The organism is Herbaspirillum sp. Her4, assembly GCF_057961335.1.
In genome coordinates, this window is sequence record NZ_CM176330.1 from 3,531,159 (window position 1) to 3,550,479 (window position 19,321).

At 62.9% G+C, this 19,321-nt stretch carries 15 protein-coding genes; 4 read left to right on the forward strand and 11 right to left on the reverse strand.

All coding sequences use genetic code 11. The annotated features are described in order from the left end of the window. Positions 1 to 40 precede the first annotated feature (40 nt). Positions 41 to 1,426, forward strand: coding sequence for a DNA repair protein RadA (gene radA / locus ACWFUC_RS16020; protein ID WP_489625391.1), 1,386 nt, complete (start codon positions 41 to 43; stop codon positions 1,424 to 1,426). A gap of 11 nt (positions 1,427 to 1,437) precedes the next feature. Here the strand turns inward: radA and ACWFUC_RS16025 are convergent, their stop codons facing one another. From ACWFUC_RS16025 to ompR, 3 genes are read right to left on the reverse strand one after another with little or no spacing between them, the layout of a single operon-like run. After that, a complete protein-coding gene (locus ACWFUC_RS16025) occupies positions 1,438 to 2,007 on the reverse strand; it encodes a flagellar protein FlhE (RefSeq protein WP_489625392.1) in 570 nt (189 codons plus the stop codon). Continuing rightward, positions 2,000 to 3,361 carry a sensor histidine kinase gene (locus ACWFUC_RS16030; protein WP_204725417.1) on the reverse strand — a complete coding sequence of 454 codons (1,362 nt, stop codon included), beginning with the start codon at positions 3,359 to 3,361 and terminating at the stop codon, positions 2,000 to 2,002. Before ACWFUC_RS16030 ends, ACWFUC_RS16025 begins: the two co-directional genes overlap by 8 nt. Positions 3,362 to 3,398: 37 nt before the next feature. Continuing rightward, positions 3,399 to 4,157 (reverse strand): osmolarity response regulator transcription factor OmpR, encoded by a 759-nt coding sequence (gene ompR, locus ACWFUC_RS16035; RefSeq protein ID WP_039788315.1) that lies wholly within the window; start codon positions 4,155 to 4,157, stop codon positions 3,399 to 3,401. Between the two features lie 189 nt (positions 4,158 to 4,346). Between ompR and ACWFUC_RS16040 the strand changes: the two genes are divergently transcribed. Continuing rightward, complete coding sequence (locus ACWFUC_RS16040) at positions 4,347 to 4,628, forward strand: hypothetical protein (protein ID WP_039788314.1); 282 nt, start codon at positions 4,347 to 4,349, stop codon at positions 4,626 to 4,628. A gap of 98 nt (positions 4,629 to 4,726) precedes the next feature. Here the strand turns inward: ACWFUC_RS16040 and ACWFUC_RS16045 are convergent, their stop codons facing one another. The 8 genes from ACWFUC_RS16045 to dapC form a co-directional block, all read right to left on the reverse strand. Continuing rightward, the gene (locus ACWFUC_RS16045) at positions 4,727 to 5,386 is read right to left on the reverse strand and encodes an amino acid ABC transporter permease (RefSeq protein ID WP_199900340.1); all 660 of its coding nucleotides are present in this window, start codon (positions 5,384 to 5,386) and stop codon (positions 4,727 to 4,729) included. A 95-nt stretch (positions 5,387 to 5,481) separates the two neighbouring features. Continuing rightward, positions 5,482 to 6,285, reverse strand: coding sequence for a cystine ABC transporter substrate-binding protein (locus ACWFUC_RS16050; protein WP_121039936.1), 804 nt, complete (start codon positions 6,283 to 6,285; stop codon positions 5,482 to 5,484). Between the two features lie 134 nt (positions 6,286 to 6,419). Further along, positions 6,420 to 8,402 (reverse strand): ATP-binding cassette domain-containing protein, encoded by a 1,983-nt coding sequence (locus ACWFUC_RS16055; protein ID WP_489637212.1) that lies wholly within the window; start codon positions 8,400 to 8,402, stop codon positions 6,420 to 6,422. Between the two features lie 51 nt (positions 8,403 to 8,453). Next, positions 8,454 to 9,344 (reverse strand): 50S ribosomal protein L3 N(5)-glutamine methyltransferase, encoded by an 891-nt coding sequence (gene prmB, locus ACWFUC_RS16060; RefSeq protein WP_134135288.1) that lies wholly within the window; start codon positions 9,342 to 9,344, stop codon positions 8,454 to 8,456. A 23-nt stretch (positions 9,345 to 9,367) separates the two neighbouring features. Then, the gene (gene dapE, locus ACWFUC_RS16065) at positions 9,368 to 10,495 is read right to left on the reverse strand and encodes a succinyl-diaminopimelate desuccinylase (protein ID WP_489625393.1); all 1,128 of its coding nucleotides are present in this window, start codon (positions 10,493 to 10,495) and stop codon (positions 9,368 to 9,370) included. Between the two features lie 2 nt (positions 10,496 to 10,497). Then, on the reverse strand, positions 10,498 to 10,857 hold the full coding sequence (locus tag ACWFUC_RS16070; RefSeq protein WP_039788309.1) for an ArsC family reductase: 360 nt from the start codon (positions 10,855 to 10,857) through the stop codon (positions 10,498 to 10,500). A 118-nt stretch (positions 10,858 to 10,975) separates the two neighbouring features. Continuing rightward, on the reverse strand, positions 10,976 to 11,809 hold the full coding sequence (gene dapD / locus ACWFUC_RS16075) for a 2,3,4,5-tetrahydropyridine-2,6-dicarboxylate N-succinyltransferase (RefSeq protein WP_039788307.1): 834 nt from the start codon (positions 11,807 to 11,809) through the stop codon (positions 10,976 to 10,978). A gap of 65 nt (positions 11,810 to 11,874) precedes the next feature. After that, complete coding sequence (gene dapC, locus ACWFUC_RS16080) at positions 11,875 to 13,086, reverse strand: succinyldiaminopimelate transaminase (RefSeq protein ID WP_121039951.1); 1,212 nt, start codon at positions 13,084 to 13,086, stop codon at positions 11,875 to 11,877. Between the two features lie 356 nt (positions 13,087 to 13,442). On the opposite strand from dapC, the gene ACWFUC_RS16085 reads away from it, so the two are divergent. Together ACWFUC_RS16085 and smc are read left to right on the forward strand one after the other, a co-directional pair. Continuing rightward, positions 13,443 to 15,215: a methyl-accepting chemotaxis protein gene (locus tag ACWFUC_RS16085; RefSeq protein WP_489625394.1), complete on the forward strand. Its 1,773-nt coding sequence runs from the start codon at positions 13,443 to 13,445 to the stop codon at positions 15,213 to 15,215. Between the two features lie 207 nt (positions 15,216 to 15,422). Then, positions 15,423 to 18,953 (forward strand): chromosome segregation protein SMC, encoded by a 3,531-nt coding sequence (gene smc, locus ACWFUC_RS16090; protein ID WP_084320190.1) that lies wholly within the window; start codon positions 15,423 to 15,425, stop codon positions 18,951 to 18,953. The last annotated feature ends 368 nt before the right edge of the window (positions 18,954 to 19,321 follow it).

Here is a 19,321-nt window from a genome sequence, read left to right on the forward strand (position 1 = left end):
GCAGGCATACCCAGGTAGAGCAGAAAGCAGCAAGGCGACGATGGCGAAGGTCAAGACCAATTACACCTGTACCGAATGCGGCGGGGTCAGCAACAAATGGGCCGGCCAGTGTCCGGCCTGCGGCCAGTGGAATACCCTGGTTGAGACGCTGGTGGAGAGCGGAGGCGGGAATCGCTATTCGTCGACGCCGCAAAGCCTGGCGCAGACCGCACCGGTACTGAGCCTGGCCGATATCGAAGCGATCGACGTGCCGCGCTTTGGTACTGGCATCGAGGAATTCGACCGCGTGCTGGGCGGTGGTCTGGTGCCGGGCGGAGTGGCGCTGATCGGCGGCGATCCCGGCATCGGCAAGTCGACCTTGCTGCTGCAGGCGCTGGCCAATATCTCCAAACTGAAGAAAGTGCTTTATGTGAGCGGCGAAGAGTCCGGCTCGCAGATCGCCTTGCGCGCCAAGCGCCTGGCGGTGGATGCCCGTGAACTGCAATTGCAGGCCGAGATCCAGCTGGAAAAGATCCTCGCCACGCTGGCCGAGCACAAGCCCGAAGTGGCCGTGATTGACTCCATCCAGACCATTTATTCCGATGCGCTGACCTCGGCCCCCGGCTCGGTGGCCCAGGTGCGCGAATGTGCGGCGCAACTGACGCGGGTCGCCAAGACGTCCGGCATCACCATCATCATGGTCGGCCACGTGACCAAGGAAGGCGCGCTGGCCGGGCCCCGCGTGCTGGAGCACATCGTCGATACGGTGCTGTACTTCGAGGGCGATACCCACTCCAGCTTCCGCCTGGTGCGCGCCTTCAAGAACCGTTTCGGGGCGGTGAACGAATTGGGCGTCTTTGCGATGACCGAGAAGGGCCTGAAAGGGGTCTCCAACCCTTCGGCCCTGTTCCTTTCCCAGCACGAAAACCAGGTCCCCGGCTCCTGCGTCATGGTGACCCAGGAAGGCACGCGTCCGCTGCTGGTGGAAATCCAGGCCCTGGTGGACAGCTCGCACGTTCCCAATGCGCGCCGGCTGTCGGTCGGCCTGGAGCAGAACCGGCTGGCCATGCTGCTGGCGGTACTGCACCGTCATGCGGGGGTGGCCGCTTTCGATCAGGATGTCTTCATCAATGCAGTCGGCGGGGTGAAGATTACTGAACCCGCCGCCGACCTGGCGGTGCTCCTGGCGATCAATTCTTCGATGCGCAACAAGCCCTTGCCGCGTGGCCTGGTGGTGTTCGGGGAAGTCGGTCTGGCCGGAGAGATCCGTCCGGCGCCGCGCGGCCAGGAGCGCTTGCGCGAGGCCGCCAAGCTGGGCTTCTCCATTGCCGTGATCCCCAAGGCCAATGCGCCCAAGCAAGCCATCGAGGGCTTGAAGGTGATCGCGGTGGAACGGATCGATGACGCCTTGCAAAAGGCGCGCGATATCGACGACTACGCCGCCTAAGCTGCTCCGGATCAGCCGGGCGTGTCGAAGGTGACGATGACCTGGTTGACTTCGCCCTTGATGGGGGGCTCGCCCGTGCGGGCCGTACCGCGCACGCCGTAATGCAGCTGGAAGGGCTGGCTGGCGTCGCGGCCATTGAAGAATTCGGTACTGCCGGCATTGGCCTGGCTTACGTCCCAGCATACCCCGGCATCCTTCCAGCACAGTTTGGCCTCGAAACCGGGCGGCTTGCTGGCCAGCGTATAGCGCCAGCTGACCTTGCGGATGATTGCGCCGGCCGGTATCTGTCCCACCACCTTGAATTGCGTGATGTAGTCGGCGTTGCGGGCGCGGATGTCCGGGCCTGGCTCGTCGGAAGCATAGGCCCCTGCCGGACCGCCCTGGGGCGGGGCAATGCTGAGCGGTGAGGGACCGTTTGGAATGACCGGCGAAATGATCACGATGGGACGCTTGCTGCCCTCACTGCCGGCAGCGGGCATGCTCAGGTTGCGATCCGCATAGGTCTGGGCCATGGCCAGGACGGGCAGGGCGGCTGCCAGCAGGCAGGGCAGGTGCCGCCAGTGGAGGGACCGCTCAGGCATGGCGGCGATGGCCCTTCAAGGGCAGGGAAATCTGGATCAGCAGGCCGCCGTGGGTGTCTTCATGTCCCTTCAACAGCAGCTTGCCATTGTGCTTGAGCACGATGCGGTTGACGATCGCCAGTCCGAGGCCGGAACCATTGGCCTGGCCGCGTGCGGTATCGAGCCGGGTGAAGGGGCGCAGCAGGCGTTCGCACTCGCTCTCGGGCACGCCCGAGCCATGGTCGAACACTTCCACCACCACCTGATGTCCTTCGATGCGGCTGCGCAGATGAATTTCTGCGCAGTCGGTGCCGGGCGTCTTGCCGTAGCGGCGCGCATTTTCGATCAGGTTGCTGAAGACACGCGCCAGCTCGGTGCCATTGCCGGCGACTTCGGTGGCGGGCGTGATCTCGGTAGTGAGCTTCACGTCCGACAGGCGCGCAGACTTGGCGGCCACATCTTCCAGCACGCCGGCCAGGTCGATGCTTTCCAGGCTGTTGGCATCGAATGGCTTCGCGTAGTCGAGGAACTGGCCGATGATGCTGTCCATCTGTGCCAGGTCCGAATGCATGCCGTCGCGCGATTCATCGGACAGGTTGGCCATCTCCACTTCCAGTTGCATGCGTGCCAGGGGCGTGCGCAGGTCGTGCGAGATGCCGGCCAGGATGAGGGCGCGATCCGATTCGATGCGATTGAGGTCGGCCACCATCTGGTTGAAGCTGCGGTTGGCTTCCTCGATCTCGGTCGGGCCGGATTCCGGCAGCGGCTCGGGCTGGCGGCCCTTGGCAATGGCGCGAGCGGCCGCCGTCAGCCGCGCCAGCGGCTGGTTGATGAGGGTGGAGATGAAGACCGCACCGATCAGCGACAGGAACAGCGCGATCGAGCCCCAGCCCAGCCATTGCAGGCCGGACGTGCGGTCCAGCCTTCCGCGGTCGAGCATCAGCCAGTATTGGTCATCGTCGATATTGAAACTGATCCAGAAGCCTTCCACTTCATTCACGCTGGAGGCGAAGATGGTGTTCTCATCCAGCGACTGGCGCACGTAGTACTCCAGTTCCGGGATGATGGGCGAGTCCTCGGGCGGGACGATGCGGTCGCTCTTTTCCAGCGGATAGATGCGGATACCTTCATTGCTGGCCAGGTCGAACAGCAGTTCCCGGCGCATCTCGGGGGCCGAGTGCGTCAGTGCCGCACGGGTGATGGTGACCACCGAGACGATCTGCGCGGCCAGCTGTTCCGCACGCGGTCCGCGTTCGACCATGCGAAAGCTGGCCACCCAGGCCACCATGCTGGCGGTGATCAGGAAGGTCAGGAGGAAGAAGGTGCGCCAGAACAGGCCGTTGCTGAACCATCCGGATTGAGGGCGGGTTTTCATCGGCAAACGGCCTGCAGGTCAGGGGTGAAGCGGGAGGTCAGCGCGGTTTCCCTTCCGGGATGAAGACATAGCCCAGGCCCCACACGGTCTGGATGTACAGCGGATTGGCCGGATCGGGTTCGATCAGCTTGCGCAGGCGCGAGATCTGCACGTCCAGGCTGCGGTCAAAAACTTCATATTCGCGGCCGCGCGCCATTTCCATCAGCTTTTCACGCGACAGCGGCTGGCGGGCGTTGCGTGCAAATACCTTCAGTACCGAGAATTCGCCGGTGGTCAGGGAAATGGTTTCGCCGTTCTTCTTCAGGGTACGGGTACCCAGGTCGAGGATGAAGTCGCCGAATTCGAAGGTTTCCGGGGTTTCCGAAGGCGCACCCGGCAGTTCATCCGGACCTTTGCGGCGCAGCACCGCATTGATGCGCGCCACCAGTTCGCGCGGGTTGAAGGGCTTGGGCAGGTAGTCGTCCGCGCCCATTTCCAGACCGATGATGCGGTCCACGTCCTCGCCCTTGGCGGTGAGCATGATGATGGGCGTCTGGTCGCCGGCACCGCGCAGGCGGCGGCAGATGGCCAGGCCATCTTCGCCGGGCAGCATCAGGTCCAGCACCAGCAGGTCGTAGCGTTCGCGGATCCAGAGCTTGTTCATGGCCTGGGCGTTTTCCGCCGTGACCACGTTGAAACCCTGCTCGGTCAGATAGCGGCGCAGCAGGTCGCGCAAGCGGATGTCGTCATCCACCACCAACACTTTGAATTGATTGGCGGATGTTGTCGTATTAGTATTGCCGTTGGTCGTATTCATGTTGCCTATGGTAGCGTCTTGGCGATTTTGAGCAAGTCGGGGCTGTTGATCCATTACAAACTGTTACATACCTTACCTTAATCATCTTATACCATCGCGGCCTGCGGCCTAAACTGGAATCACGTCGGGAAAGCAACGTCGATACCGCTTTCTCTTCCCTGATTCTCTGTCTCCGGAAAAAATAGCATTATGAAGATTGCAGTCGTCAACAAGCTATGTCTGGCAGCGATGCTGGCGCTCGGTGTGGGAGCGGCCGCGCTGGCTGGCCCTCCGCAGGGCGGCCGGCCGATGCCGGGGCAGCCGGGCGACTTCAGGCAGCATGCCGGTGACTTCAACCCGCAGGATCACCGCAACCAGATCGCCAGCGACCAGGACCAGCGCCGCAACGGCAAGCTCAGTGCCGATGAACGCCGCGAACTGCGCCGCCAGATCAATGAAGTCGGCCAGGATATCTACCGCGTCAAGCGTTGAGTTCCGCGCGGATGAAAAGATTCCCGCCCCGGTCAACAAAAAGCTGACGAAAAAGCCCGAGTGCATCGCATTCGGGCTTTTTTCCTTGGGGCGGGCGATCAGTGCTGGTGCGCCTTGCCCAGCCGCTTCTCCAGCCGGTGCTGTAAGGCTTCGAAGCACAGGCTCAGGATCCAGTAAATGGCTGCCGCCGCCAGATACAGCGGGAGCGGGCGGAAGGTCACCGCAATGACTTCCTTGGTTGCCAGCATCAATTCGGTCACCGTGATGACTGATACCAGCGAGGTATCCTTGATCAGGCTGATCAGGGTATTGCTCATCGAGGGCACGGCTATGCGCACTGCCTGCGGCACGATGATGTAGCGCAGCGTCTGGAAATACGTCAGTCCCACGCTGTAAGACGCATTCCACTGGCCATGCGTCACCCCCAGGATGGCACCGCGCAGGCTTTCCGAGAGGTAAGCGCCGGCGTTGAGGCTCAGGGTCAGCACCCCCGCTGTCAGCGGCGAGAATTCGATCCCGATCCCCGGCAAGCCGTAATAGACCACGAAGATCTGCACCAGCAGCGGCGTGCCACGCATCATGCTGACGTACACGGCAGCCGGCCAGTGGATGGGCCGCCAGGGAACGATGCGTGCCACCGCCAGCACGAAGCCCAGCACCAGGCCGCCGACCATCGAGGCCAGCGCGAAGAGCAGGGTGTAGCCCACGCCCTTGGCCAGGGTCGGGGCGGCTTGCTGTAGCAGTTCGAGGATTTCCATAAGCATTCGAATAAAAAAATTATCCCCGCGATGCGGGGATAAGTCGGTCCGCCCGGAACGTGCCGGGCGGCAGGGAGCGCCAGTTCAGGCGCGCCTTATTGTGCTTTCGGCGGCTGGCTCACGTCAATGCCGAACCACTTCTCGGAAGCGGCCTTGAAGCTGCCGTCCGCCTTGATGTCGGCCAGGGCCTTGTTCAGTGCAGCCTTGAACTCCGGATTGCCCTTGCGGAAGGGAATGCCGATCTTGTCGACGGTGCCGATCGGGCTGCCAGCCTTCAGCGGCAGGTTGGTCGACTTCAGGATGTAGCCGACCAGCAGGCTGTCGTTCAGGGCAGCATCGATGCGACCGGCGGCCAGGTCAGCCAGATACTCGGGCGAACCCGGATAGGTGCGCACGTCGATGCCGGCCACGGCCTTGGCCTTCTGTTCGAAGTTGGTGCCCTGACCCAGGCCCAGCTTCTTGCCCTTCAGGTCGTCCAGGCTCTTGAATTCGCGCTTTTCATCCTTGCGCACGATCAGTTGGGCGCTGGAGAGGGTGTACGGATCGGAGAAGTCGAAAGCCTTCTGGCGTTCGTCGGTGATGCCGACCTGGTTGATGATGACGTCGTACTTGCCTGCGCCCAGACCGGCCAGGATGCCGCTCCATTCGGTGGTGGTGAAGACCGGCTTGACGCCGAGCTTGGCCGCCAGCAGTTTGGCCACATCGACCTCAAAACCGGTCAGTTCTCCGGTCTTGGCATCCTTGAAGTTGAACGGGGGATAGTTGCCCTCCAGCGCCACCTTCAGGGTGCCGCTGCTCTTGACCGATTCCAGCAGGTCGGCCGCCGACACGCTCAGGCTGGACGCCAGCAGGGTTGCGCCGACACCGGCCAGCAGCCATTGCTTGATATTCTTCTTCATATGTTCATGTCCTTATAAAAACTTTCGCCACAAAAACTGCGGCCAGGGCGCAATGATGCGCTCGTTTTGCCGAACTGCAAGGGCTGGCTTAATACTTTGATGTAGAAAGCTTATGCCCGACGCGGTTCCGCAGCTCAGGCCTGCAATTGCTCCAGCGCCTCCTGCTGTTCCAGCCATTCATTTTCAAGCTGGTCCAGCTCCTTGCTGCAATAGGCCTGGTCGGTGATGAGCGTCTTGAGTTCTTCCTTGTTGGCGGCGTCGTAGATATCCGGGCTGGCCAGGCGCGCATCGATCTCTCCCTTGCGCGCATTGAGCTTGGCGATCTGTTCGTCGAGGCGCTTGATGCGGGCCTCAATCGGTTTTTTGAGGGCCGACATCTTCTGGCGCTGCTCGGCCTCCAGACGCTTCTGTTCCTTGCGGTCCACCAGCGAGGCCGGGGCCTCGGCCACCGGCTGGCTGGCCGTGGGCAGCGGCGCGGCAGCCGCTGCATCATTGCGGGCGGCCAGCTTGGTCTTGAAGAGCCAGTCCTTGTAGTCGTCGAGGTCGCCATCGAAGGGTTGCAGCTTGCCTTCGGCCACGATCAGGAACTGGTCGGTCGTGGCGCGCAGCAGGTGGCGATCGTGGGAGACCAGCACCAGCGTGCCTTCGAACTGTGCCAGCGCCATGGTGAGCGCTTCGCGGGTTTCCAGATCCAGGTGGTTGGTCGGTTCATCCAGCAGCAGCAGGTTGGGGCGCTGCCAGACAATCAGAGCCAGCGCCAGGCGCGCCTTTTCTCCGCCCGAGAAGGGAGCGATGGAGGAGGTCGCCATGGTGCCGTTGAAATTGAAGCTGCCCAGGAAGTTGCGCAGTTCCTGCTCGCGCACATCCGGTGCCAGACGGGTCAGGTGCCATAGCGGCGATTCGACATGGCGCAGCATTTCCACCTGATGCTGGGCGAAGTAGCCGATCACCAGTCCCTTGCCCAGGCGGGCCGTACCGGACAGCGGATCGATCTCGCCGGCCACGGTCTTGATGAGCGTGGACTTGCCCGCGCCGTTGACGCCCAGCAGACCAATGCGCTGCCCACTCTGCAGCGAGAAATCGATGCCATGCACGATGATCTTGTCTTCATCGGGCGCGCCATTCTTGCCCTCGATGTGATAACCCGCGTTGACCTTTTCCATCACCAGCAGCGGATTCGGTGCCGACAGGGGCTCACGGAATTCGAAGGAGAATTCGGCGGCCGCCCGCAGCGGTGCCAGCTCTTCCATCTTCGACAGGGCTTTCATGCGGCTCTGCGCCTGGCGTGCCTTGGTCGCCTTGGCCTTGAAGCGGTCGATGAAGGATTGCAGGTGCGCACGCTGGCGCTGCTGCTTCTCGATCATGCCCGCCATCAGCTCCAGCTGGGCCGAGCGCTGGCGCTCGAAGCTGCTGTAGTTGCCGGAATAGCGCTTGAGTTTTCGATCATCGATATGAACGATCACGTTCACCACGCCATCCAGGAAATCGCGGTCGTGGGAAATGATGAGCAGGGTGCCCGCGTAGCGCTTCAACCAGTCTTCCAGCCAGATGATGGCATCCAGGTCCAGGTGGTTGGTCGGTTCGTCCAGCAGCAGCAGGTCGGACGGGCACATCAGTGCCTGCGCCAGGTTCAGGCGCATGCGCCAGCCGCCGGAGAAGCTGGCCACGGGCCGCGCCATCTGCTCCAGCGAAAAGCCCAGACCCAGCAGCAATTGCTCGGCGCGCGAGCGCACGGTGTAGGCATCGGCATCGGCCAACGCGGTATGCAGCTCGGCGATATGGTTGCCGTCGTGTTTGTCGTCCGGCTGCGCTTCGGCGCGGGCCAGATCGGCTTCCAGCTGCCGCAGGTGAGCGTCGCCATCGATGGCGTACTCGATGGCGGGACGATCCAGCGCCGGCGTTTCCTGCGCGACGTAGGCCATGCGCCAGCGCGCCGGGAAATCGACATTGCCCTGGTCGGCATGCAGCTCGCCGCGCAGCATGGCGAACAGGCTGGACTTGCCGGCGCCATTGGCACCGATCAGGCCGATCTTGTCGCCCGGATTGAGCGTCAGGTCGACATTGTCCAGGAGCGGCTTGACGCCGCGCTGGAGGGAAACTTGCTGGAAACGGATCATCGGTGATTCACAATCGTTGGAGCGCGCTAACGCGGATGCTGACGCTCAGGGTCAGGCCAGTTGCAGTTGTTCGGCCGTGACCAGGAACACCATGTCGTCACCGGCACTGGTGGTCAGCCAGGTCAGTTCCAGTTCCGGGAAGGCCGCTTCGGCGAAGGCGCGCTCATTGCCGATCTCGACCACCAGCACGCCTTCGGGCGTGAGGCGCTCGGCAGCGCCGGCGACGATCTTGCGTACCAGGTCCATGCCATCCTCGCCACCGGCCAGGGCCAGTTGCGGTTCGCGCAGGTATTCCTGGGGCAGCTTGCTCATGGAACCGGAATTCACATAGGGCGGATTGCTGATGATCAAGTCATACTTGCGCAGCGGCAGTTGCGTGTACAGGTCGGACTCGACCAAGTTGATGCGCTCCTGCAACTGGTATTCGTCCACATTCTTGCGCGCCACGGCCAGCGCGTCGGCAGAGATGTCGACCGCATCGATCTGCGCGTTCGGGAAGGCATCAGCCAGCAGGATCGGCAGGCAACCGGAACCGGTACACAGGTCCAGCGCGTTGACGATGGCTTCCGGATCCTGGATCCAGGGCGAGAAATGCTGCGGAATCAGTTCGGCGATGAAGGAACGCGGCACGATCACGCGTTCATCCACGTAGAAGCGATATGCGCCCAGCCAGGCTTCATTGGTGATGTAGGCCGCCGGGACGCGGTCCTTGCTGCGGCGTTCGATCACGCGCATGACGGAAGCGATTTCCTCGGGGAGCAGACGCGCATCCAGGAAGGGATCGAGCTGATCCAGCGGCAATTTGAGCGTATGCAGGATCAGGTAGGCTGCCTCGTCGAGCGCATTGCTGCTGCCGTGGCCGAAGAACAGTTGCTCGGTGTTGAAGCGGGTCACGGCGTAGCGCAGCAGGTCGCGCACGGTGGAGAAATTGTTGGGGGTCATGATGTTCTCTTCAATGCTTGGGCTTACGCCAGCAGGTTTTCCAGCGTCTTGCGGTAGATGTTCTTCAGGGGATCGATATAGCGCACTTCGATGTGCTCATCGATCTTGTGGATGCTGTCATTGGGCGGACCGAACTCGATCACCTGCGGGCAGATCCGGGCGATGAAGCGGCCGTCTGAGGTGCCACCGGTGGTTGACAGTTCGGTATCCAGTCCGGTCTCGTCCTTGATCGCCTTGGACAGCGCATCCGACAGGTCGCCGCGCGGGGTCAGGAAGGGCAGGCCGCCAACGGTCCACTTCAGGTCGTATTCCAGGCCATGCTTGTCGAGGATGGCATGCACGCGCTGCTGCAAACCTTCCACGGTGCTGGCGGTGGAGAAGCGGAAGTTGAAGTCGATCACCACTTCGCCGGGGATCACGTTGGAGGCGCCGGTGCCGCCATGGATATTGGAAATCTGCCAGGAAGTCGGCAGGTAGTATTCATTGCCCGCATCCCACTGCTCGGCCACCAGTTCGGCCAGTGCCGGCGCAGCCTGGTGGATGGGATTGCGCGCCAGTTGCGGATAGGCGATATGGCCCTGGATGCCCTTGACGGTCAGCTTGCCCGACATGGTGCCGCGGCGGCCGTTCTTGATCATGTCGCCCAAGGTCTTGGCCGAGGTCGGCTCGCCGACGATGCAGTAATCCAGCTGCTCGCCACGCTCCTTGAGGGCATTGCAGACGACGACCGTGCCATCGATGGCCGGGCCTTCTTCGTCGCTGGTGATGAGGAAGCCGATCGAACCCTTGTGATCGGGATGGGCCGCCGTGAACTCTTCGCAAGCCACCACCATGGCGGCAATCGATGTCTTCATGTCGGACGCGCCGCGACCGTACAGGCGGCCATCGCGCAGGGTCGGCTGGAAGGGATGCGACTGCCACTTCTCCAGCGGGCCGGTGGGCACCACGTCGGTGTGGCCGGCAAAGACCACCAGCGGCTGCGCCGTTCCCTTGCGCGCCCACAGATTGGTGACGTCGCCGGACTGGATGGTCTCGCAGACGAAACCCAGCGGCGCGAGCAATTCCGCCAGCCGCGCCTGGCAGCCTTTGTCTTCGGGGGTGACGGAAGAAAGGGACATCAATTCCTGGGTCAGGGCCAGCGTCTTGCTCATGATCATTTCTCGAAAATGTGTTGATACTGATCGGCCTTGAAGCCGACGTGATACTGCTTGCCATCGAACAGCACCGGGCGCTTCACCACCGATGGGTTTTCCACCATCAGGGCCACCGCAGCGGCGTCATCGGTGATGGCGGCCTTGCGCTCATCCGGCAGGGCGCGCCACGTGGTCCCCTTGCGGTTGACCAGCACGTCGCGCTCCACGTCCTTCAGCCAGGCCTGGGCCTGTTCGGCAGTGAGGCCGGCCTTCTTGAAATCGTGGAAGTGAAAGGCGATGCCTTGCTCGTCCAGCCACACGCGGGCTTTCTTGACGGTGTCGCAGTTGGGAATGCCAAAAAGGGTGATCTTGTCGCTCATGTTCGCTTTCTCAATGGGGCTGGCTATCGGGGGCCAGAACACGACGCCGCGCCGGTGTGCGAGACGACCGGCGCGGCGCGTGGGTACTTCAGGCCTTCAGCAAAGCCGCAGCGCGGAATTACTCGCCGCGCAGCAGTTCGTTGATGGAGGTCTTGGAGCGGGTCTGGGCATCGACCTTCTTGACGATGATCGCGGCGTACAGGCTGTACTTGCCATCCTTGGACGGCAGGTTGCCCGGCACCACCACCGAGCCCGCCGGCACGCGGCCGTAGTGGACTTCGCCGGTTTCGCGGTCGTAGATCTTGGTCGACTGGCCGATGTACACGCCCATGGACAGCACCGAGTTCTCTTCGATGATGACGCCTTCGACCACTTCCGAACGGGCACCGATGAAGCAATTGTCTTCAATGATGACCGGACCCGCCTGCACGGGCTCCAGCACGCCACCGATGCCGACGCCACCGGAAAGGTGAACGTTCTTGCCGATCTGGGCCGCCGAACCGACGGTGGCCCAGGTGTCGACCATCGTGCCTTCGTCGACGTAAGCGCCAATGTTGACGTAGGAGGGCATCAGCACCACGTTGCGGCCAATGAAGGAGCCATGACGCGCCACCGCCGGCGGCACCACGCGGAAGCCGCCCTTGGCGAAATCTTCCGCAGTGTAATTGGCGAACTTGGTCGGCACCTTGTCGTAGAACTGCGGATAGCCAGGTCCGGCCGACATCGGCACGTTGTCTTCCAGGCGGAAGGACAGCAGGATGGCCTTCTTCACCCATTGGTTGACTTCCCACTGGCCGACGCCCTGACGGTTGGCCACGCGCAGGGTGCCATCATTCAGGCCTGCGATCACTTCGGCCACCGCATTGCGGATGTCGGCCGGGGCGCTCTTGGGAGACAGGCTGGCGCGATCTTCCCACGCCTGATCGATGATGTGCTGAATGGACTGTGTCATGTTGATATCGATGAACTCTAGTGTGAACGGGAGAGAAACTGGCACCGGGGCCGGTGCGGACAAGCTCAAGCCTGGCCGGCCAGTTTCTTCGTGAAGGCGACGATGCGTTGCGCAGCTTCCAGGCATTCGCCCACTTCGGCCACCAGCGCCATGCGGATGCGGCCCGCGCCCGGATTGACGCCATGCGCTTCGCGTGCCAGGTAGCTGCCCGGCAAGACCGTGACATTATATTCGGCGTACAGACGGCGGGCGAATTCGGTGTCGCTGATGTCGACCAGCTTGTCGACCTTGGCCCACAGGTAGAAGGCGGCATCGGGCAGGGCGACGTCCATCACTTCCTGCAGCAGCGGGGTCACCTGGGAGAACTTGGTGACGTACTTGGCGATGTTGTCCTGCACGTGGGTTTCGTCCTGCCAGGCCAGCACGGAGGCGGCCTGGATCACCGGGCTCATGGCCGCGCCGTGGTAGGTGCGATAGAGCAGGAATTTCTTGAGGATGGCTGCATCGCCGGCCACGAAGCCCGAGCGCATGCCCGGCACGTTGGAGCGCTTGGACAGGCTGGAGAAGGAGACCAGGTTGCGATAGTCACGGCCCAGCAGACGTGCGGCCTGCATGCCGCCCAGCGGCGGATCCTGCTTGAAGTAGATCTCGGAATAGCACTCGTCGGAGGCGATCACGAAACCATAGCGATCCGACAGGGCGAACAGTTCCTTCCAGTCTTCCAGCGTCAGCACGGCGCCGGTCGGGTTGCCCGGCGAGCAGACGAACAGCAGTTGCACGCGTTCCCATACTTCTTGCGGTACCTGGCTGAAATCGGGCGCAAAGTTGCGCGCCGGGTCCGAATTGACGAAATAGGGCTCGGCGCCGGCCAGGTAGGCCGAACCTTCATAGATCTGGTAGAACGGGTTGGGGCACATCACCAGCGCGCCGGGCCTGGTCGGATCGACCACGGTCTGGGTCAGCGAGAACAGGGCCTCGCGCGAACCGATCACCGGCAGGATCTCGGTGGCCGGATCGGGACGCGGGATGTCGTAACGCTTCTGCAGCCAGTCAGCGATCGCACCGCGCAGGGCGTCGCTGCCCAGGGTGGCCGGATACGAGGCCAGGCCGGACAGGTTGTCCGTCAGCGCCTGCTGGATGAAGGCAGGGGTAGGGTGCTTGGGCTCGCCGATGCCCAGGCTGATCGGACGATAAGCCGGGTCGGGCGTGATGCCGGCGAAGAGCTTCTTGAGCTTTTCGAAGGGATAGGGCTGCAGTTTGTCGAGTAGGGGATTCACGTCGCTGGACTGGAGTAAAGCTTTCCGGGCCAGCATCTCGCGAGGAGCTCGGCCGGCCACGGCAAAGGGCTGGGAAAGTTGGCGATTATACCGTCATTTGAGGGCATTGCCGCGCTCCCAATCGGCCCGGTGTTGAGTCCTTGGCATGTCTGGCGCACAAGAAAACGGCTGTGGTGATCCTGATCGGGCGCGTGTTTACCTTCCTGCACGCTGGCAAAGAAAAGGTGCAATCCGGAAAATCAGGGACAGTTACGCGGTGTATTCAGGGGATTGTCAGGGAGAGTCAGAGAGTATTGTGGTCGCTCGCCAAAACGGGACCGTTCACAGGGCGGCCCACCCATTCCCGGAGAACAAGAATGAAAAGCCTCAAGGCGCAGCTACTGTCTGCGCTGGTCGTGATGTGGATCGGTTTGCTGGCGCTGGCCGCCTGGTCCGCCTTCAGCGCCCGTGAAACCATGATCGAAGAACGCAAGGATGGCCTGAGCCGCGTGGTGGAAGCCGCCAACGGGGTGGTCAACAGCTATGTGGCCGATGTCGCGGCAGGCAAGATTTCCAAAGAGGAAGCCCAGAAGAACGCGCTGGAACGCATCGCCGCCATGCGCTACGACGGCGACAACTATCTCTTCATCTTCGACTCCCGCCCGGTGGTGCTGATGCTGCCTTCCAACAAGGCGATGATCGGCAAGAACGTGGCCGACCGCAAGGATTCCGAAGGCAAGGCCTATTACGTCGAGATGATGAAGGTCGGCCAGGAAAAACAGCACGGCTTCGTGCAATACATGGGCCGCCTGCCTGGTACCGACGACAGTAACCGCACCCCAAAAATGAGCTATGTGGTGCACAACAAGACCTGGGACTGGTTCATCGTCACGGGCGTGTTCCTCTCCGATGTGCAGGCCCAGTTCCGCTCCGACCTGTTCAAATTGCTCGGTATCCTGGTGGTGGTCGGTGGACTGGTCTCGCTGATGATGCTGGCCATCATCCGCCGCATTACCGGTAGCCTCGGTGGCGAGCCGGCCTATGCGGTAGCCATCGCCACGCGCATTGCCAACGGCGACCTGACGGTACGGGTCGACACCCGTGCCGGTGACAACCGCAGTCTGCTCTTCGAGATGGCCACCATGCGAGAGCGGCTGGGCGGCGTCATCAAGGGCATCCGCCAGGGCACCGATGCCATCGATATCGGCGCGCGCGAGATTGCAGCGGGCAACCTGGACCTGTCTTCGCGCACTGAAGAGCAGGCCGGTTCGCTGGCGACCACAGCCTCCAACATGGATACCCTGACCGCCACCGTCAAGCAGAACGCCGACAACGCCCGCCAGGCCGGCCAGTTGGCAAACAACGCCTCGGAAATCGCCAGGCGCGGCGGCGAGGTGGTGGGGCAGGTGGTGCAGACCATGGAGGGCATCACGGAAAGCTCGCGCAAGATTTCCGACATCATCGGCGTGATCGATGGCATTGCGTTCCAGACCAATATCCTGGCCCTGAATGCGGCGGTGGAAGCCGCCCGCGCCGGCGAGCAGGGGCGCGGCTTTGCGGTGGTGGCCTCGGAAGTGCGTTCGCTGGCCCAGCGCAGTGCCCAGGCGGCCAAGGAGATCAAGGCCCTGATCGAGGATTCGGTGCAGCGCGTGGGCGATGGCTCGGACCAGGTGGCCCGCGCCGGGGAGACCATGGGCGAGGTGGTGTCGGCGGTGCATCGCCTGACCGACATCGTCAGCGAGATTTCGGCGGCGTCCGAAGAGCAGCGCCGGGGCATCGAGCAGGTCAACCTGGCCATCGGCGAGATGGATCAGGTGACCCAGCAGAACGCGGCCCTGGTCGAAGAGGCTGCTGCCGCAGCCGGTTCACTGGAAGAGCAGGCGCGACGCCTGAAGGCCGCGGTGGCGACCTTCCGCGTCGAAGGAGAGGAGGGCACCGCAGCGCCCGCGCCGATGGCTGCACCCAAGGTTGCGCCTGTTGCGGCCAAGGCAGCGATCCCGGTCAAACCACTGCCCAAGCCTGCGGCCAAGCCCCTGGTCAAGGCAGCCGCGCCGCTGCCACCACCAGGCAAGCCTGCAGCCCCCGCCAAACCGGCCTCTGCGGGCAGGTCATCGCCCGCAAACGATGATGGGGATTGGGAGACCTTCTGATTTTCTCGGATTGAAATGAAGAAATGGACGCCGTACCGGGTGCGCTCGGTACGGCGATTTTCATGGGGCCAGCGCATCGGACAAGAGGGCGGAAGCAGGCATCCTGGCGCGGTTTTTGGTCTGGCCGGGCCCGTGCGATGTTATGATACCGGCCGTTCCGGAAGCAAAAATCCCGCTTCCTCTTAACTGATTCAATTTGTCGATAACGTGCGTCTAACTTCCATCAAATTATCTGGATTCAAGTCCTTCGTCGAGCCTACGCACTTCCAGGTTCCGGGGCAGCTGGTGGGTGTGGTCGGGCCCAATGGCTGCGGCAAATCCAACATCATCGACGCCGTGCGCTGGGTCCTGGGCGAATCCAAGGCCTCCGAGCTGCGTGGCGAGTCGATGCAGGACGTCATCTTCAACGGCTCCACCCACCGCAAGCCGGCCGGGCGCGCCTCGGTCGAACTGGTGTTCGACAACTCCGCCGGCAAGGCGGCCGGCCAGTGGGGCCAGTACGCCGAAATTGCCGTCAAGCGCACGCTCACGCGCGACGGTACGTCCTCGTACTACATCAACAACCAGTCCGTGCGCCGCCGCGACATCCAGGACATCTTCCTCGGTACCGGCCTGGGCCCGCGCGCTTACGCCATCATCGGCCAGGGCATGATCTCGCGCATCATTGAGGCGCGTCCTGAAGAGCTGCGCATCTTCCTGGAAGAAGCCGCGGGCGTGTCGAAGTACAAAGAGCGCCGCCGCGAGACTGAAAACCGCCTGCACGACACCACCGAAAACCTCACGCGCCTGGAAGACATCCTGCGCGAACTGAACGCCAACCTGGAAAAGCTGGAAGCGCAAGCCGCCGTGGCCAAGAAATTCCACGAGCTGCAGAACGACCAGGAAGAAAAGCAGAAGCTGCTCTGGCTGCTGCGCAAGAACGAAGCCAAGGCCGAGCAGGAGCGCTTCTTCAAGGAAATCGAACGCGCCCAGATCGACCTGGAAGAGCAGACCGCCAAGCTGCGCCACGTCGAAACTGAACTGGAGCACATGCGCCAGGCGCACTACGCCGCCGGCGACCGCCTGCACCAGGCGCAGGGCCATCTGTACCAGACCAATTCCGAGATCGGCAGCCTGGAAGCGCAGATCAAGTTCGTCATCGAATCGCGCAATCGTCTGCAGGCGCAACTGAACTCGCTGGGCGCGCAGCGCGACCAGTGGCAGCGCCAGGGCACGCAGCAGCAGGAAGAACTGGCCGAAGCCGAGATCCAGCTGGAAGAATTCGGCATGCGCGTGGAGCAAGCCCAGCACGCCGTGCAGGACACCAGCGACCGCCTGCCCTCGCTGGAATCGGCCTGGCGCGAGTCGCAGGTCAAGACCACCGAGTCGCGCGGCAAGATCATGCAGGTGCAGCAGCAGATCGAACTGCAGTCCACGCACCAGCGCAATGCCTCCAACATCCTCTCGGGCCTGGCCGTGCGCCGCGAACGCCTGCTGCAGGAAAAGAGCGGCATGGCCCTGCCTGACGAGACCCACCTGTCCAACCTGCGCATGCAGTTGGAAGAAAAGCAGGCCTCGCTGGAAGAGGCGAGCATGTATCTGGAAGAGGCGCAGGAGCAACTGCCGCGCCTGGAAGAAGAGCGCCGCACCGCCCAGGAACTGGTCAGCAAGGAAACCTCTGCCAACGCCCAGCTGGAAGCTCGCCTCACCGCCCTGAAGCAATTGCAGGAAAGCGTGCAGGCCCAGGGCAAGGTCCAGCCCTGGCTGGAAAAGCACGGCCTGGCCGAGCTGCCGCGCCTGTGGCAGAAGCTGCACATCGAATCCGGCTGGGAAACCGCGCTGGAAGCGGTGCTGCGCGAGCGCATGTCGGCCCTGGAAATGTCCAACCTGGACTGGGCCAAGGCCTTCTTCAGCGACGCCCCGCCGGCCAAGCTGGCGCTGTACGCCCCCAATGCCGGCCTGGCCCAGCCCGAAGCCCAGCCGGTGGCGGGCCTGAAGCCCTTCGTGACCCTGCTGCAGTTGAATGATCCGGGTCTGCGCGCCCTGATGAACGACTGGCTCAATCACATCTACATCGCCGACGACACGGCCACCGCCTTTGCCGAGCGCGCCAAGCTGCCGCTGGGCGGCTTGTTCGTGACCCGTCAGGGCCATGTGGTGAGCAATGCCAGCGTGCGTTTCTATGCCTCCGATTCGGAGCAGGACGGCATGCTGGCGCGCCAGCAGGAAATCGAGAACATCACCAAGCAGCAACGTGCCCAGGCTATGCTGGCTGAGGAGGCCAAGGGCCGTGCCGTGCGAGCCGAGGCAGCCCTGTCGGGCGCATCGCAGCGTCTGCAGGAACTGCGCCAGCGCGTCAATTCGCTCACGCAATCGGCACACAGCCTGCAGATCGAGGTGATGAAGTTGGCCGAAGTGCAAGAGCGCTTCAACCAGCGCAGCACCCAGATCGCCACTGATCTGGAAGAAATCGGGATGCAGGAAGCCGAGCAGCAGCAGGTGCAGGCCGAATCCGAGGCCCGCTTCGAAGAGCTGGACATCGAACTGGCCGAACTGCAGGAACAGCACGAGAACGGCCAGACCGATTACCTGAACAAGGAACAGCAGCTCAACGACGCTCGCACCCGCCTGCGCGAGCTGGAGCGCGCCGCCCAGGAAACCGAGTTCGCCGAGAAGTCGCATCGCAACAAGATCGAGGAACTCAAGCGCGGCATTGCCACCGCCTTGGAACAGGCGGCGCAACTGTTTGCCAGCATGCAGCAAGGCTCGCTGGAACTGGAAAGCCTGGACGACCAGGCCGCCCAGGCCGGCCTGCAGGAATTGCTGGACCGCCGCAGCGAACAGGAGCGTGCGCTGGCCGATGCCCGCCACGAGCTGGATCAGCTGTCGCAGCAACTTCGTTCACATGAAGAATCGCGCATGCAGGCTGAACGCAGCCTGCAGCCCCAGCGTGACCGCATTACCGAACTGCAACTGAAGGAACAGGCCGCGCGCCTGAACCAGGAACAATTCTCCGAAGCGCTGGCACAGACCCAGGCCGACGAGGCCGCGCTGTCGGAAAAACTGACCAGCGACATGCGTCCGTCCTACCTGCAAGGCGAAGTGACGCGCCTCACCAATGCCATCGCGGCGCTGGGGGCGGTCAACCTGGCCGCACTGGATGAACTGGCGACCGCCTCCGAGCGCAAGCACTTCCTCGATGCCCAGCATGCCGACCTGAACGAAGCCATCACCACGCTGCAGGATGCGATCCACAAGATCGACATGGAAACCCGGGATTTGCTGCAGGACACCTTCGACAAGGTCAATCACCACTTCTCGGAACTGTTCCCGGTGCTCTTCGGCGGCGGCCAGGCCAAACTCATCATGACCGGCGACGAGATCCTCGATTCCGGCGTGCAGGTCATGGCGCAGCCGCCGGGCAAGAAGAACGCCACGATTCACCTGCTCTCCGGTGGCGAGAAGGCACTGACCGCCACGGCCCTGGTCTTCTCCATGTTCCAGTTGAACCCGGCGCCGTTCTGCTTGCTCGACGAAGTGGACGCGCCGCTGGACGATGCCAACACCGAACGCTTCGCCAACATGGTCAAGCGCATGTCGGAGTACACGCAGTTCCTCTTCATTTCCCACAACAAGATCGCCATGGAAATGGCGCAGCAGTTGATCGGGGTGACCATGCAGGAGCAGGGCGTGTCGCGCATCGTGGCGGTGGACATGGAGTCGGCCGCCAACTTCTCCAGCGCCGAGCAGGCCGCCTGATGATTTGTGCGGCAATGGCCTGCGGCTTTGTCGGCTTGACAAGCAGGGGGTGTGACCGTACCCTGAAAACCTTGCCGGCCAGCCCGCAGCGGGCGCAAGCCCCAGCTGGAACCGTTCTGATTCGGCCCCCACGGGCCATGGAAAAATAACAATATCTTGACCGCGCACTTGCCGTACCCGATCCGTCCGATTCCCCTGCATGGCTCCGCTGAGCCGGTGCAGGCGGCTGCCAGCGCTGCGGCAGCATCGACGGAGCGCCGTGTGAGCGGCCCGCGCGGTCCAGGCTTTCTTGGATTGATAGGATTCGGATTTCTTCGATGAGCAGCTTTTCCCAGCCGACCATGCCACGCGGCGCCCATGATGGCGCC